Source organism: Curtobacterium sp. SP.BCp (genome assembly GCF_051903255.1).
In the GTDB taxonomy this organism is placed as follows: Bacteria; Actinomycetota; Actinomycetes; order Actinomycetales; family Microbacteriaceae; genus Curtobacterium.
The window spans coordinates 2,947,441-2,962,021 of record NZ_CP194338.1; the positions used below are offsets into that span (position 1 = coordinate 2,947,441).

The 14,581-nt window shown below is 73.0% G+C and carries 15 protein-coding genes; 2 read left to right on the top strand and 13 right to left on the bottom strand.

The features are described from left to right. Positions 1–54: 54 nt before the first annotated feature. Genes ACRQ4C_RS13990 through ACRQ4C_RS14015 form a run of 6 tightly spaced genes read right to left on the bottom strand, consistent with a single transcriptional unit; the run spans position 55 to position 5,370 of the window. A complete protein-coding gene (locus ACRQ4C_RS13990; RefSeq protein ID WP_290134071.1) occupies positions 55–1,155 on the bottom strand; it encodes a calcium:proton antiporter in 1,101 nt (366 codons plus the stop codon). Beyond that, positions 1,152–2,192: an ABC transporter ATP-binding protein gene (locus ACRQ4C_RS13995; RefSeq protein ID WP_439689080.1), complete on the bottom strand. Its 1,041-nt coding sequence runs from the start codon at positions 2,190–2,192 to the stop codon at positions 1,152–1,154. The genes ACRQ4C_RS13990 and ACRQ4C_RS13995 overlap by 4 nt, the downstream gene beginning before the upstream one ends. Further along, positions 2,189–3,022, bottom strand: a complete 834-nt coding sequence (locus tag ACRQ4C_RS14000; protein WP_439689081.1) for an ABC transporter permease — start codon at positions 3,020–3,022, stop codon at positions 2,189–2,191. The genes ACRQ4C_RS13995 and ACRQ4C_RS14000 overlap by 4 nt, the downstream gene beginning before the upstream one ends. A 4-nt stretch (positions 3,023–3,026) precedes the next feature. Next, the gene (gene modA, locus ACRQ4C_RS14005; RefSeq protein WP_439689082.1) at positions 3,027–3,827 is read right to left on the bottom strand and encodes a molybdate ABC transporter substrate-binding protein; all 801 of its coding nucleotides are present in this window, start codon (positions 3,825–3,827) and stop codon (positions 3,027–3,029) included. Continuing rightward, the gene (locus ACRQ4C_RS14010; RefSeq protein WP_439689083.1) at positions 3,824–4,954 is read right to left on the bottom strand and encodes a ThiF family adenylyltransferase; all 1,131 of its coding nucleotides are present in this window, start codon (positions 4,952–4,954) and stop codon (positions 3,824–3,826) included. The genes modA and ACRQ4C_RS14010 overlap by 4 nt, the downstream gene beginning before the upstream one ends. Further along, positions 4,951–5,370 (bottom strand): TOBE domain-containing protein, encoded by a 420-nt coding sequence (locus ACRQ4C_RS14015; protein WP_439689084.1) that lies wholly within the window; start codon positions 5,368–5,370, stop codon positions 4,951–4,953. Before ACRQ4C_RS14015 ends, ACRQ4C_RS14010 begins: the two co-directional genes overlap by 4 nt. A gap of 109 nt (positions 5,371–5,479) precedes the next feature. Here ACRQ4C_RS14015 and ACRQ4C_RS14020 point away from each other — a divergent pair, with 109 nt between their 5' ends. Then, positions 5,480–7,117, top strand: a complete 1,638-nt coding sequence (locus tag ACRQ4C_RS14020; protein ID WP_290134065.1) for a glycosyltransferase family 39 protein — start codon at positions 5,480–5,482, stop codon at positions 7,115–7,117. Between the two features lie 66 nt (positions 7,118–7,183). Here ACRQ4C_RS14020 and ACRQ4C_RS14025 read toward each other — a convergent pair whose 3' ends face one another. The 5 genes from ACRQ4C_RS14025 to ACRQ4C_RS14045 form a co-directional block, all read right to left on the bottom strand. Further along, the gene (locus ACRQ4C_RS14025; RefSeq protein WP_290134064.1) at positions 7,184–8,116 is read right to left on the bottom strand and encodes a 4-(cytidine 5'-diphospho)-2-C-methyl-D-erythritol kinase; all 933 of its coding nucleotides are present in this window, start codon (positions 8,114–8,116) and stop codon (positions 7,184–7,186) included. Between the two features lie 81 nt (positions 8,117–8,197). Continuing rightward, positions 8,198–9,502: an O-acetylhomoserine aminocarboxypropyltransferase/cysteine synthase family protein gene (locus ACRQ4C_RS14030; protein ID WP_439689085.1), complete on the bottom strand. Its 1,305-nt coding sequence runs from the start codon at positions 9,500–9,502 to the stop codon at positions 8,198–8,200. Beyond that, positions 9,502–10,554: an LLM class flavin-dependent oxidoreductase gene (locus ACRQ4C_RS14035; RefSeq protein WP_290134062.1), complete on the bottom strand. Its 1,053-nt coding sequence runs from the start codon at positions 10,552–10,554 to the stop codon at positions 9,502–9,504. The genes ACRQ4C_RS14030 and ACRQ4C_RS14035 overlap by 1 nt, the downstream gene beginning before the upstream one ends. A gap of 86 nt (positions 10,555–10,640) precedes the next feature. Beyond that, positions 10,641–11,639, bottom strand: a complete 999-nt coding sequence (locus ACRQ4C_RS14040) for an ATP-grasp domain-containing protein (RefSeq protein ID WP_439689086.1) — start codon at positions 11,637–11,639, stop codon at positions 10,641–10,643. A 52-nt stretch (positions 11,640–11,691) separates the two neighbouring features. After that, positions 11,692–12,549: a helix-turn-helix transcriptional regulator gene (locus ACRQ4C_RS14045; RefSeq protein ID WP_290134060.1), complete on the bottom strand. Its 858-nt coding sequence runs from the start codon at positions 12,547–12,549 to the stop codon at positions 11,692–11,694. A gap of 101 nt (positions 12,550–12,650) precedes the next feature. Here ACRQ4C_RS14045 and ACRQ4C_RS14050 point away from each other — a divergent pair, with 101 nt between their 5' ends. Next, positions 12,651–13,391, top strand: coding sequence for an SDR family oxidoreductase (locus ACRQ4C_RS14050; RefSeq protein ID WP_439689087.1), 741 nt, complete (start codon positions 12,651–12,653; stop codon positions 13,389–13,391). Between the two features lie 117 nt (positions 13,392–13,508). Here the strand turns inward: ACRQ4C_RS14050 and ACRQ4C_RS14055 are convergent, their stop codons facing one another. Then, on the bottom strand, positions 13,509–13,940 hold the full coding sequence (locus ACRQ4C_RS14055) for a hypothetical protein (protein WP_439689088.1): 432 nt from the start codon (positions 13,938–13,940) through the stop codon (positions 13,509–13,511). 93 nt (positions 13,941–14,033) lie between these two features. Beyond that, a complete protein-coding gene (locus ACRQ4C_RS14060; RefSeq protein ID WP_439689089.1) occupies positions 14,034–14,573 on the bottom strand; it encodes a hypothetical protein in 540 nt (179 codons plus the stop codon). Positions 14,574–14,581: the final 8 nt, after the last annotated feature.

The following is a 14,581-nucleotide window of genomic DNA, read 5'->3' on the forward strand; positions in this document are numbered from 1 at the left end:
GTCGCCCGCGCGACCCGGGCAGCCGCCCGCACGATCCGGCGGCGGTCGCCCGCGCTACGGCGCGATCGACAGGACGATGAACGCCGCGAAGATCACCAGGTGCACCCCGCCCTGCAGCCGCGTCGCACGCCCGGGCAGCACGGTGAGCACCGCGGCGACGATCGTCAGCGCGAGCAGCACGATCTGCGCCGACCCGAGCCCGAGCAGCAGCGTCCCGGGCATGAAGAGCGACGCCACCGCGATCGACGGGATCGTCAGACCGATCGACGCCATGGCCGACCCCATCGCGAGGTTCAGGCTCGTCTGGATCCGGTTGCGCGCCGCGGCCTTCGACGCCGCGATCCCCTCCGGCAGCAGGATGAGCAGGGCGATCACGACACCGACGAACGACGGCGGGAAGCCCACCGCCGCGACGCCCGCCTCGATCGCCGGGGACTCCACCTTCGCCAGGCCCACGACGGCGACGAGCGCGAGGAGCAGCAGCCCGAGCGACACCAGCGTCTGCCGACCGGTCGGGGTCGCTGCGTGCACGGTCTCGTCGTCGGCGGCAGCCCGCGGCCCGGGGCCGACCGGCAGGAAGAAGTCCCGGTGCGCGATCGTCTGCGTGAACACGAACAGCCCGTAGAGCGCGAGGGACGCGATCGCCACGAACACCAGCTGCACACCGGTGAACGAGGCGTTGTCCGTCCCGGTGGTGAACGTCGGCAGGACGAGCGTCAGCACCGCCAGCGCCGCGACCGTCATCGTCGCCGCGGAGGCGCCCTCCTGGTTGAACCGGACGGTGTGGTGCCGGGTCGTGCCGATGAGGATCGCCAACCCGACGAGTCCGTTCATGGTGATCATCACCGCGGAGAACACCGTGTCGCGCGCGAGCGTCTCGGCCTTCGCCCCGCCCGAGCTCGACAGCGCGATGATGAGCGCGACCTCGATGATCGTGACCGCGACAGCGAGCACGAGCGACCCGAACGGCTCCCCCACCCGGTGCGCGACCACCTCGGCGTGGTGCACGGCCGCGAGGACCGTCGCGGCGAGGACGACGGCGACGAGGACGACGACCACCGTGCCGAGGTCGTACCGGCCGTACGTCAGGGCCAGCACGACCGCCGCGACGACGGGTACCGCGACGGGCCAGGCCTTGCCGATCCAGGAGGTCATCCGTCGATCCTCCCACCGTCCGGCTCGTAGACCACCACCTCGTCGGCCGGGACGCTGATCCGACAGGTGTCGCCGACCGCGAGCCCGAGCGCCGCGAACCGTGTCAGGGTGACGTCCGCCACGAGCTCGCCCGCCACGACCCGGACGAGGCCGTCCCGTGGTTCGACGGCGTCCACGCGACGCCCCACCCCGTCGTCGTCCCGCGTCAGGAGCGCGGCCGTCGGGTGGTAGGCGGCCAGGGCCGACCGGCCGGGAGGCACGGTGTGCGGCGCCGACGCCAGCTCACCGCCGTCGGTGGTCACGACCCCGCCGCTGGTCGCCCTCCCGGGCACCGTCACCAGGCCCGAGAACCGGGCGGCGAAGGCGCTCCGCGGACGGCCGAGGACCGCACCCGGGGTGCCGCGGTCGACGACCCGCCCGGCCTCGACCAGGACGGCCCGGTCGGCGAGCGCCATCACCTCGACGGGGTCGTGCGTCACGAGCAGCGTAGGACGTCCCGCGGCCGCGGTGACGAGGGCGGCGCGGACCTCCTGCCGGGCGGTGACGTCGAGCGCCGAGGTCGGCTCGTCGAGGAGCAGCACCGCCGGGTCGGCCGCGAGGGCGCGGGCGATCGCGACGCGCTGGGCCTGACCGCCCGAGAGCGTCCCCGGTGCCCGGTCGGCCAACGGGAGCGCCCCGACGGCGGCCAACGCGTCGCGGGCGCGGCCACGGGCCTCCCGGCTGGTGGCGCCGACCGCTCGCGGTCCGAAGGCGACGTTCGCGACGACGGAGCGGTGGGGGAAGAGGTCGGGGCGCTGCGCGACCAGGCCGATGCGTCGGCGGTGGGTGGGCACCGAGCGGACGTCGTCGGAGAGCGTGCGTCCGTCGAGGACGACCGCACCGCCGTCCGGACGGACGAGCCCGGCGAGGACGTCGACGACCGTCGACTTGCCGGCGCCGTTCGGGCCGACGAGGGCGACGCACTCGTCGGGACCGACCTCGAGCGCGACGTCGACGTCACGGGCGCGGACGACGACGTGCGCCTCCAGGCCGCTCACGCGAGCACGCTCCGGTTGCGCAGCGACGAGACGCCGATGACGACCACGGCGACGACGACCAGCACGAGCGAGAGCGCGACCGCGGTGTCGGGGTCGATCTCGCGCTGGAGGTAGATCTCGAGCGGGAGGGTCCGCGTCACGCCCTGCAGGCTGCCGGCGAAGGTCAGGGTGGCGCCGAACTCGCCGAGGGCCCGGGCGAAGCAGAGGACGAGCCCTGCCGTGATGCCCGGGAGGATCCGCGGCGTGGTGACGGTCAGGAAGGTGCGGGTGGGGCTCGCGCCGAGGGTCGCCGCGACCCGTTCGTACCGGTCGCCGCCGACGCGGAGCGCACCCTCGATCGACGACACCAGGAACGGCATCGACACGAAGGTCTGTGCGATGACGACCGCGGCCGTGGTGAACGCGATCCGCACCCCGTGGTCGTCGAGGAACGCGCCGATCGGGCCGAGCCTGCCGAACGCCGCGAGGAGCGCCAGGCCGCCGACGACGGGCGGCAGGACGAGCGGCAGCAGCACGACGGCGCGGGCCACCCCGGTCCACCGCGACGTCGACCGGGCGAACACCACGGCGAGCGGGTAGCCGAGGACGAAGGCGATGCCGGTGGTCGCGGCCGCGGTGCCGAGGCTCAGTCCGAGGGCGGTGCGGGACGCCGGCGAGGTGACGAGCGCGACGAACGACCCCCAGTCGACACGGCCGACCATCGCGAGGACGGGCACGACGACGAACAGACCGCCGAGTGCCGCCGGGACCGGGAGCCACCACGGGACGGACTGACCGCGCCGGCGGGACCGGCGCGGCGGGCTGAGCTGTCGGGTCTGCCGGGCGGGCACCGGGTCAGGGCTTCCCGAAGCCGGCGTCGGCGAGCACCTTCTGGCCCGCGTCGGACAGGACGTAGGCGGTGAACGCCTTCGCGAGCTCGGGGTCCGTCGACCCCTTGAGCACCCCGATCGGGTAGGTGTTGACCGCCTCCGAGGCCTCGTCGAACCGGACGCCGTCGACCTTACCGTCCGAACCCTCGACGTCGGTGACGTAGACCAGACCCGCGTCCGCCTGCCCCGACTCCACCTTGCCGAGGACGTCCGTCACGGACTGCTCCTCGCTCACCGGGCGGAGCTCGATGCCGGTGGCCCGTTCGACCTTCGCCGTGGCCGCGCCGCACGGCACCGGCGCGGCGCACGTGACGACCTGCAGCCCGTCGCGGGTGAGGTCGTCGAGGCCGGTGACGTGCTCCGGGTTGTCGGGGGCGACGGCGATCTCGAGGGTGTTCGTCGCGAAGTCCCGCGGTGACCCGGCCGCCACGTCGGTCTTCACGATCTTGTCCATGTTGGCCTCGTCCGCGGAGGCGAACACGTCCGCGGGTGCGCCGTTGCGGATCTGGGTGACGAGGTCGCTCGACCCGGCGAACGAGAACCGGATCGTCGTGCCGGGGTGCGCCTGCTCGAAGCGGTCGCCGAGCGTGGTGAACGTCTGCTGGAGCGACGCGGCGGCGAAGACCGTGATCGAACCGGAGAGCGCGCCGGACGACGAGGACGCGGAGTCCGTCGCCGTGGGTGCGCCCTGCGCGGAGCACCCCGCGAGCGCGAGCGCCGCGATGACGCCGGTGGTCAGGGCTGTCGTCCGCAGGAGCGTCTTCACTCTGTCAGCGTAGCCGCATCTGCGTCTGATTTTGCGTTCACGTCTGCGTCTGCGGCTGCGGCTGCGGCTGCGGCTGCGTGCATCGTCGGTCGTCCCTCGGCTCGCCAGGCGGCGATCCCGCCGTCGAGGACGACGACCGGGCGGTCGAGCGTGCGCGCGTAGGCGGTGGCCCGTCGCCCGCTCGCACAGACGGCGACCACGGTGCGGCCGTCGGGTCGCAGCACCTCGGGCGTGATGCTGCCGGAGATGATCCCGGTCGCGCGTTCCTCGGGCGTGCGGACGTCCACGAGGACGAGCGTCGCGGCCCCGGCACCGGTCCGGGGCGCCTCGGCGCCGAGGGCGTCGGCGAGCGCCGACGGTGCGATGGTCTCGGGCTCCGCGTCCACCACCGGCGTCGGCCGTCGCGAGCCGGGCCCGCGCCGCAGGGGGCTCTCGGTCCACCGCCACCGTCGGGCGTCGACCGTGAGCACCCGGCCGAGGAGCGGCTCGCCCAGGCCGGCGATGAGTGCGGTGACCTGGGCCGCCATCACCGAGCCGACCGCACCGCAGAGGGCGGGCAGGACGCCGTCGAGCGCGCACGAACCCTCGTCGGGCAGCACGTCGGGGTGCAGGTCGTGGAAGTCGACCGGGTCCGCTCCGGCGTCGTGGAACACCGAGACCTGGCCGTCGTAGCCGAGGACGGTGCCCCAGACGAACGGGATCCCGTGGGCCGCGCACGCGTCGGACACGGACCGGGTGACGACGACGCTGTCGGCGGCGTCCACCACGACGTCGTGCCCGGCGACCTGCTCCGGTGCGAACGTCGTCGTGAGCGCGACGACCTCGAGCGACGGGTCGACCGCACGCAGGCGCTCCGCAGCGACCTCGGCCTTCGGACGTCCGACGTCCGCGAGGCCGAACAGGACCTGGCGGGCGAGGTTCGACGGGTCGACGACGTCGTGGTCCACCACGGTCAGTCGACGGAGACCCGCGCCGGCGAGGTACTGCAGCACGGGGGCTCCGAGGCCGCCCGCCCCGACGACGAGGACGCTGGCGTCGGCGAGTGCGGCGAGGGCGCGGTCCCCGGCGCCCTGCAGCGCGGCGGTGCGGGAGGTCAGCGCCCGGCGGACGTCCACGGGCGGGGTCACTCGCGACCCGCCGTGGGGTCGGGCTCCGGGACCTCGACGGACACCATCGTGGCCTTCACCGACGCGACCGCGACCGAACCGACCTCGAGCCCGAGGTCGCGTGCTGCCTCGGCACTCATCAGCGACACGACCCGGTGCGGGCCGCTCTGCAGCTCGACCTGGGCCATCACCCCGTCGACCACCAGGTCGGTCACGATCCCCACGAAGCGGTTGCGCGCCGAGCTCCGGACACCCGACGGGTCGCCGAGTTGCGCGCCCCGACGTCGGGCGTGCTCGGCGAGCTCCCGCCCTTCGACCACCGCACGGCCCGCACCGTCGTCGTGGCGGGTGAAGGTCCCGCCGTCGACGAGTCGTCGGACGGTGTCGTCGCTCACCCCGAGGTACGTCGCCGCGTCGCGGATCCGGAGCATCGTCATGGTGCCTGACGATAGTCCGTGCTCCGGCACGGAACCGGCATGTGAACTCTCAGTGGACGGCACGGTGCACCCCGGCACTCGCCCAGGCCGCCCGGATACGGTGCAGGGCGTGAGTTCCCCCCGTACCGACACCATCAGGGTGCAGCCAGGCCTGTCCACGGCCTCGGTACGGGAGCGTCTGCGGGCGGTCCCGAGCGGCGTGCGCGTCGCCGTCGTCCGGACGCCCGAGCTCACGGTCGGCGCCCTCGGGGTCCTCGTGGCCGCCGCCTTCGCCTGGGTCCCGTCGCTCTGGTACGACGAGGCCGCCACCGTCACGAGCGCCCAGCGCACGTGGCCGCAGCTCTGGGCGGAGCTGCACAACGTCGACGCCGTGCACGGGCTGTACTACGCGCTCATGCACGGGTGGTTCTGGCTCGTGGGGTACACGCCGTTCACGCTCCGCTTCCCGAGCGCCCTGGCGATCGGCGTCGCCGCCGGACTCGTGGTCGCACTCGGGCGTCGCCTCGGCGGGCGGCGGTTCGGCATCGCCGCGGGGCTCGTGTTCCTCGCACTCCCCCGTGTGCAGTGGGCCGGCAGCGAAGGACGCTCGTACGCGACCATCACGACGTTCGCGGTGTGCCTGACGCTCGTCGGGCTGACCGCCGTCCGTCGGTCCCGGTCCGGCCGGAGTCTCCACTGGTGGGTGGCGTACGCCCTCCTCGCCGTCGTCGCGATCACCTTCAACGTCTACCTCGCCCTCGCGGTCGTGGCGCACGGCGTGACCTTCCTGTGGACGATGCTCGCCGACCGCCGTGCCCGGAGCGCCGACCACGGAGTCCGCCCCCTCGCACCAGGCGGCTCCCTGCTGCGCTGGGCGATCGTCTCGGTCGTCGTCCTCGTCGCGGTCACACCGTTCGTGGCCGCCGTCGCCAGCCAGTCCAAGCAGGTCGCCTGGCTCGCCCCGATCAACGACCGCACGTTCGCGCAGGTGTTCGCGACGGCCTGGTTCGGTGGCGTCGACGTGTACGCCGCCGTCGCGTGGGCGCTCATGGTCCTCGGCGTCGTCACCGCCCTGGTCGCCGCGCACCGCTCGTCCGCGACGGTCCGGTCGCTGTTCCGTGCCCAGGCCGTCCGCGTCGCGCTGCCGCTCGTCGTGGTCCCGACGCTCGCGCTCCTCGTCGCCACCGCGATGGGCCGACACCTGTACACGCCGAAGTACGCCACGTTGAGCCTGCCGTTCGTGGCGCTGCTCATCGCGCTCGGCATCACGGTCATCCGGAAGCGTGCACTGCTCGCCGGGGCGCTCGTCGCCGTGCTCGTCCTGTCCGTCCCGACGTCCGTGCTGGTGAAGCTCCCCCGGTCGAAGCAGGACTCCACGTGGTCCGTGGCCGCCTCGATCATCGCCTCCGAGCGGTCGCAGCAGCGCGACAGCGACGAGGGGGTCGTCTTCGGCAGCGTGTACGGCCACCCCGGGACGACCGCCGACATCATCCGGCAGTCCTACCCGAACGCGTTCGCCGGCATGACCGACCTCGCCGTGCGGAAGGACGGACCCGCCGCCGGCGTCCTCTGGGACCAGAACGGCGACCTCTCCTCGACCATCCCGAGCCGACTCGGCGACATCGACACCGTGTGGTTCGTGGGCGGGACCGTCAAGGCGCGGAACATCGAGCCCGAGACCACGCAGGTCCTCGCGGAGCACGGCTTCACCGCCGTGCAGCACTGGAAGACCGGCACCGTGGTGCTCACGGAGTACAAGCGCTCCTGAGCAGCAGGGCCGGCCGGCCGCCGTACGGGCGTCCGCTGTCAGTGCACGATCGTCAGTGCACGACTGTCAGTGCACGACGCGGGCGCCGTGCACCGGTCCCGCGGCACGGACCGCCACCAGCCCGGCGGCGCTGAGCTCCACCTGCACCTCGAGCGCGGCGTCCCGGTCCGCCACGAGGAACGCCACCGTCGGTCCGCTCCCGGACACGAGTCCTGCGAGCGCCCCGGCCTTCTCGCCGATCTCGAGCGTCTCCGCGAGCGAGGGCTGGAGCCGCATCGCCGGGGCCTGCAGGTCGTTGTGCAGGCAGTCGGCGAGCAGGTCCGGGTCACCCGCGCGGAGCGCCTGGAGCACGTTCGCCTCCACCACCGGGGTCGTGGGCGCCGGGGCGATGTCGGCCCGGTACCGCTCCCGGTGCTCGTCGAGCGCACGGTAGACGGCGGGTGTCGAGAGTCCGGAGTCGCTGAGCGCCAGCACCCACCGGAACTCCCCCTTGGCCAGAGCCGGGCTGAGCTCGTCGCCCCGTCCGGTGCCGACCGCGGTGCCGCCGGCGAACGCGAACGGGACGTCGGCGCCGAGCTGTGCGGCGAGCCGCAGGAGTTCATCGCGGCCGAGGGCGGTCCCCCAGAGCGTGTCGACCGCCAGCAGGGTGGCCGCGGCGTCCGCTGATCCCCCGCCCATCCCGCCGGCGACGGGGACGTGCTTCTCGATCGTCAGACGGACCCCACCGCGGTGTCCCGAGGCGTCCGCGACGAGCCGGGCTGCCCGGATCGCGAGGTTCGACTCGTCCGTGGGCACCGCCGTGGTGTCGATCGGCCCCGTGAAGGAGACCGAGAAGTCGTCGGCCGGCTCGGCGATCACGTCCTCGTAGAGCGACACCGCCTGGTACGCCGTCGCGACGTCGTGGTAGCCGTCGTCCTGCAGCGCACCGACGGACAGGAACACGTTGATCTTGCCGGGGGCGCGCGTCCGCACGCGGGTCGGTGCGGCCAACGAGGTCATGGCTCCAACCTATCCCGCGGCCGGAGCACGTTCCTGCGCGTGACGGCCGAGCCGCCGGCACCCGCCCCAGCGGGCAGCCGGCTACGGCCGTGCGGCCGCGAACCCCCGCCCGAGGTCCGCGAGGACGTCGTCGATGTGCTCGAGCCCGATCGACAGACGGATGAGGCCCTCGCCGACTCCCGCTGCCGCACGCTCGGACGGCGTCATCTGCACGTGCGTGGTCGACGCCGGGTGCACGACGAGCGATCGGACGTCACCGATGTTCGAGACGTGGTCGAACAGCTCGAGGGCCCCGACGAACCGACGACCGGCCTCGAGCCCGCCGTCGAGGTCGAACGCCAGCACGGCGGACGGCCCGGCCGGCACGTAGCGCTGCGCCAACGCGTGCCACGGCGACGAGGGCAGCCCGGCGTAGTGCACGCCGAGGACCTGGTCGTGCGCATCGAGCCAGGACGCCACGGCGGCGGCGTTCGACACGTGCCGCTCCATCCGCAGCGACAGCGTCTGGATGCCCTGCAGCACGAGGAACGCCGTGAACGGGGCGATCGCCGGGCCGAGGTCGGCGGAGAGCTTCGAGCGGGTGCGCTGGATGAACGCTCGCGGACCGAACTTCGCCGCGAAGTCCGTCCCGGCGAACCCGGAGTGCTCGACGCTGGTCAGCTGCGGGTACTTGTCCGGGTACGCCGCCCAGTCGAACTTCCCCGAGTCGACGATCAGCCCGGCGATCGCGCTGCCGTGGCCGGCGAGGTACTTCGTCGCCGAGTGCACGACGATGTCCGCACCGTGCTCGATCGGACGCACGAGCCAGGGCGTCGCGATGGTGTTGTCGACGATGAGCGGCACGCCGGCCTCGTGTGCGACACCGGCGACGCCCGCGAAGTCGAGCACGTCGCCGCGCGGGTTCGGGATGGACTCACCGAAGAACGCCCGGGTCTCCGGACGGACGGCAGCCGCCCACTCGGCGAGGTCGGTGGGGTCCTGCACGAAGGTGAACGTGATGCCGAGGTCTCGGAGGGTCGACGCGAAGAGCGTGTACGTCGCGCCGTACAGGGAAGCGCTCGACACCACGTGGTCCCCGGCACGAGCGACACCGAGCACCGCGAGGGACGTGGCGGCCTGTCCCGAGGCCAGCGCGAGCGCACCCACCCCGCCCTCGAGGTCCGCGATGCGCCGTTCCAGCGCGGCGGCCGACGGGTTGTTCACGCGCGAGTACGTGTGGCCCGGTGCGTCGAGCAGGAACCGCGCTGCGGCGTCCTCCCCCGAGGGGTACACGAACGCGGCGCTCTGCGCGATCGGCGGCACGTTCGCGCCCCAACCCGGGTCAGCCTTGAACCCTGCTCGGATCTGCCGGGTCTCGAAGGCCCAGTCGTCCTCGACCGCGGCCATCAGATGCCCGCCCCGGACGGCACTGGCACCGACGGGCGGACGAGCGGGATGACCTGCTCGCCGAAGCGCTCCATCTCCTCGAGCTGCGGCGAGAACTGCAGCAGCAGGGTGTCGACCCCGGCGTCCTCGAACTCCTTGATCCGGTCAGCCACCTGCGAGGGGGTCCCGACGAAACCGGGGCGCAGCCCGCGGTTCGACACGGAGTAGTCCTCGAGCGAGGGCACGTGCTCGAGCTGCGACTTCGAGATGAAGTCCTGGTAGGACTCGTAGGCCTTGCCGTGCTGCACGTCCGTGATCCGGGCGAGCTCGGCCTGCGCCTCCGCCTCGGTCTCGCGGACGATGACGTACGCCGCCATCCCGAACGCCTCGAACGGCTCGAGTCCCGCGTCCTCACGCCGGCGGCGCATCTCGGCGATCTTCGTCCGGAGCTCCTCGACGGTGCCGCCGTGGGTCACGTACGCGTCGGCGTAGCCCGTGATCGCGGCCTTGCCCGCCTCGCTCTCACCGCCGGCGTAGATGCGCGGCGTCACGCGCGGCTTCGGTTCGAGGTGGGCGTTCTCGACGTCGTAGTACTCGCCGTGGAACGAGTACGGCGTCTCGCGCCAGAGGCCCTTCATCACCTCGACGAACTCCGCGGTGCGCTTGTAGCGGTCGTCGTGCTCCGAGAAGATCCCGCCGTACTGCTTGGCCTCCTCGGCCCACCAGGCGCTCACCACGTTGAAGGTGAAGCGGCCGCACGAGATGTCGTCGATCGTCGCCGCCTGCTTCGCGGTGACGGCCGGCAGGTGGTAGCCGGGCCGCATCGCCGCCATGATCTCGAGCCGTTCGGTCGTCGCCGCGATGGCGGCCGCGAGCGACCACGCCTCGAGCGACGGCGCGGCCGTCCCCTTGATGTCGTTGAGGTTCAGCTCCGGCACGAGCGTGAGGTCGAAGCCGATGCGCTCGGCTCGCTGCGCGAGCCGCTTGACGTAGTCGAAGGTGACGGGCATGTCCTCGTCCTCGACGTTGCGCAGCCAGCCGCCGAAGAGCGGGGTCCAGTATCCGAATCGCACGGGGTGGGTTCCTTGGGTGGTGAGTACCGGCCTGGAGGCACGGGGCGGGCCCGCACCGTGCCTCCAGGCCGTGGGTGGCTTGGTCCTCAGACCGCGGCGGTCTGGTACTGCGCGGCCAGCAGGCCGCCGGTGAAGCGCGCGATCGCGCGCGGTCCCGAGACCGGTGCGACGGCCTCGACCGCGGGGTTGTAGTTCGTGTTCGTGTTGATGTCGTAGACGACGTGACGGCCGTCGGTGGTCTCCATGAACTCGACTCCAGCGATCGGGATGCGCTGCTCGGCCAGGAACGTGCGGAGCTGCTGCACGAGCGGGTGCGACGCGGTGACGTCCTCGCGGACGCTGAACGCGGCCGGCGCGTCGGCCGGGCCCTCGGTGCCCGGCACGTCGCACACGGCACCGGCGATGGCCTGCGGGACCTCGCATGCGTCGGCGGGGCAGAGCTCGAAGCTGCCGGCGCTCGTGTCGACACGGACGGCGTAGACGAACTCGCCGCCGACGAACTCGAGGCGCGTGATGAACGGCTCGCGGGCCGTGAGGTACTCCTGCAGGAGGGTGATGCCGTCGACCGGGGCCTCGAACTCGGGGCTGTCGACGTACGCGTCGAACTCGGCGAGCGAGTCGAACCGGCGCACCCCGAGGCCCTTGCCGCCCTGGTTGTGCTTCGTGATGAAGGGGACGTCCTGCCCGCCCGTGAAGGTCCGGGCGGCGTTCTTGAGCCCCGCCGCCCCGAACACCGCGGTGGTGCGCGGCACGTCGAACCCGGCGTCGCGAAGCAGGCCGTGCTGGGCGACCTTGGACACCTCGAGCTCGAGGACGTGGCTGCCGTTCACGACCGTCCGGCCGGAGCGCTCGAGCCAGCCGAGGAGCGCCCGGGTGTACTCCTTGCTGTGCTCGTGGCCGCGGGTGTGGCTCGATGCCGACATCCGGCTCCAGTAGACGCCCGGCGCCGGCTCCGCGGCGAGGTCGATCTGACCGTCGGTGAGGAGGATCTCCTCGACCGGGACGCCCTCGGCTGCGAAGGCGGCGGCGAGCGGCGGGAACCACTCGGGGTTCTCGTGGATGACGTACACGCGCGGAGAGCTCACGCGTCCACCCTAGGCACGGCGTGTGACAGCGAGCCAGGTGTGTGACGCGGTGCTACCTCGCCGCACCGGATGCGTCGAACTGCTGCGAGCCGACGACGCCGAGGAGCTCGAGCTTCTGCGCGTCCTCGGTGCCGGGCGGCGCCGTGAAGAGCAGGAGGGCCTGCGCCCGGTTGTCGGTGTGCAGCACCTGGCAGTCGACGGTGATGCGGCCCAGCTCCGGGTGGACGAAGGTCTTGTGGTCCTCCCAGCGCGTGCGGACCTCGTGGAGTGCCCAGAGCTCCCGGAACGCGGGACTCTCGCGCTCCAGGTCGGCGATCAGCTGCTGTGCCCGACGGTCCCCGGGGCCGGCAGCGCCCACCGCCGCGCGGAGGCTCGCGACCTGTGCCCGCGCGAGGCGGTCGTGCTGCTCCGGCGCGTACTTCGCCCGCTCGGCCTCGGTCGTGAACCACCGCCACGGCTGGTAGCGCTCGTTGCCCGGCAGGTCCACCGTCGAGCCGAGGAGTGCCGCCGCGAGCCGGTTCTCGACGAGGGTCTCACCGAGGTCGTTCACCACGATCGCCGGGGTGTCCTCGAGCCGGTCGAGCACCCGGAGCACCGCCGGGTCGACGTGGTCCGAACGGTGGACCCGGACCGGCGCGTTGTGGCCGGCCAGGTGGAACAGGTGGTCGCGCTCGTCGAGGGAGCAGCGGAGCGCGCGAGCGACGGCGGCGACCATCTGCTCGGACGGCTGCGGCCCGCGCTGCTGCTCCAGTCGGGTGTAGTAGTCGGCGGACATCCCCGCGAGGGCCGCGACCTCCTCGCGCCGCAGACCCGGCGTCCGCCGGCGTGCACCCGACCCGAGGCCGACGTCCTCGGGTCGCAGGGACTCGCGGCGGCGGCGGAGGAAGTCGGCGAGGGCAGCACGGTCCATGCAGACATCGTGCACCGCGTACCCGGTCCGAGCCAGGGATCGGCGGTCCCCCGATGAGCGCGCTCTGGTTCCACGGGCGACCGGCGAGGATCGTGGAGGACATGGACATCACGAACGCCACCGTCTTCATCCCCGGCGCGACCTCCGGCATCGGCCTCGGACTCGCGCTCCGCCTGCAGGCCGCCGGCAGCACCGTCGTCATCGGCGGGCGTCGGGCGGCCCTGCTCGACACCCTCCACGATGAGCACGGCTTCGACACCGTGGTCGTGGACGTCGCCGACCCGGCGTCGGTCGCCGCGGCCGCCGACACCGTGCTCGCTGCCCACCCGACGCTCGACTCCGTCGTCACGATGTCCGGGATCATGCGGACCGAGGACCTCCGGGAACCCGGCCACGTCGAGACCGCGGTCGCCACGATCGAGACGAACCTGCTCGGCACCATCCGGCTCGTCGACGCGTTCCTGCCGCACCTGCTCACCCGTCCGGCCGCGACCCTCGTCACGGTGTCGTCGGGCCTCGCGTTCACCCCGCTCGCTGCGACGCCGACCTACAGCGCGACGAAGGCCGCCGTGCACTCGTACACGCAGTCCCTCCGACAGCAGCTCGTCGGCTCGTCGGTCACCGTCCTCGAACTCGTACCGCCGGCGGTCGCCACGGACCTGCTCGGTGGTGCGGACTTCGGGGGCATGTCACTCGACGACTTCCTCGACGAGGTCGTGGGGCTGCTCGAGTCCGGGGCCGCGCCGGAGATCCTCGTCGAGAACGTGCTGCCGCTCCGGTGGTCCGAGCGGGACGGGACGCAGCAGCAGCTCATCGAGGTGCTCGCCGGTCGCGGGCACTGACGGCGAGGCGCTCGCCCCGCCGTTCGTTCGCACAACCGAAGTCGACCGGAACCGTGCGGATCCCCGGCGCCGACGGACGTTGGTTGTGCGACCGCGATCAGCACCGGCGCGCGACGCTCAGTCGGTCGCCGGCCCCGGATTGCCGTTGCGCGCCTCGCGACGCCGGACGATCCGGTCGACCGTGAGCTGCACGAGTCGGAGCGCCAGCACTCCTCCGACGCCGACCAGCGCCGAGTCGAGCGGTCGGTGGAGCATCCGCATCACCACGTAGACCCCGAGGAGCGCGATCGCCTCGCTCGCCCGTGTGAGCGGTCCGGTGCTCGGCGCCGTGTTCTCGGTCTGGTCGTCGTCGGGGCTGTCGTCAGCGCTCATCCGAGCGAACGCGACACCCCAGACGACGAGCAGGACGCCGAGCGGGATCGCGACCCACGCGGCGTCGCTCGTCGGGTCGTGCACGACCGCGACGAACGCGAGGGCGGCGACCACGACGCCGCCGACCACGAACGACGCGGTGACGGCACGGGCGAGCTTCGAGGGTCGTTGCGGCACCCGGCGAGCGTAGCGGTGCTCCGGGCGTCCGAGGACTCCCCCGTTCGGCCGTGACGCCCGTTCGGCCGCCCCGCCCGTCCGGCTGTCCGGTGGTCAGAGGCTGGCGAGCAGCTGCTGCAGCTCGGCCTTCGCGTCGGGCATCCGCTCCGGACCGGTCAGCCGCTCGCGTTGCACGCTGACCCGGACCGTCCCGGGCTTGGGGCCGTCCTCGGTGTTGAGGAGGACCGACTCGCGATCCGGGAAGGTCCAGCGGGCCGACGGCCGCTTGCCGCCGCGGCTCTGCGACGTCGGGTCGAACCCGAACGCGGCGGTGACGACGGGGAGGATGCGGTCGAGCACGGCCTCCCGCTCGCCGGGGAGCTGCCGTGACGCAGAGACCGCGAAGGTCCCGTCGGAGCGCTGCCCCGGGATCCGCAGCCCGCGCGCCTGCTCGTAGCCGATCGCGACCCCTTGCGCCCACCATCCGTCGACGCCGTGCTCCACGAGCCAGGCGGCGATCGCGGTGTGACCGAGGTGCTGGCCGCCGGCGGCGTCGAGCTCGGCGTGCCAGTCGTCGGGGTACTTCCCCGTGGCCGCGAAGATGCGCTCCGGCCCCGCGCCCTGCGTGTGCGATCGCACCGTCCCGTCGCTCATGCGGTCAG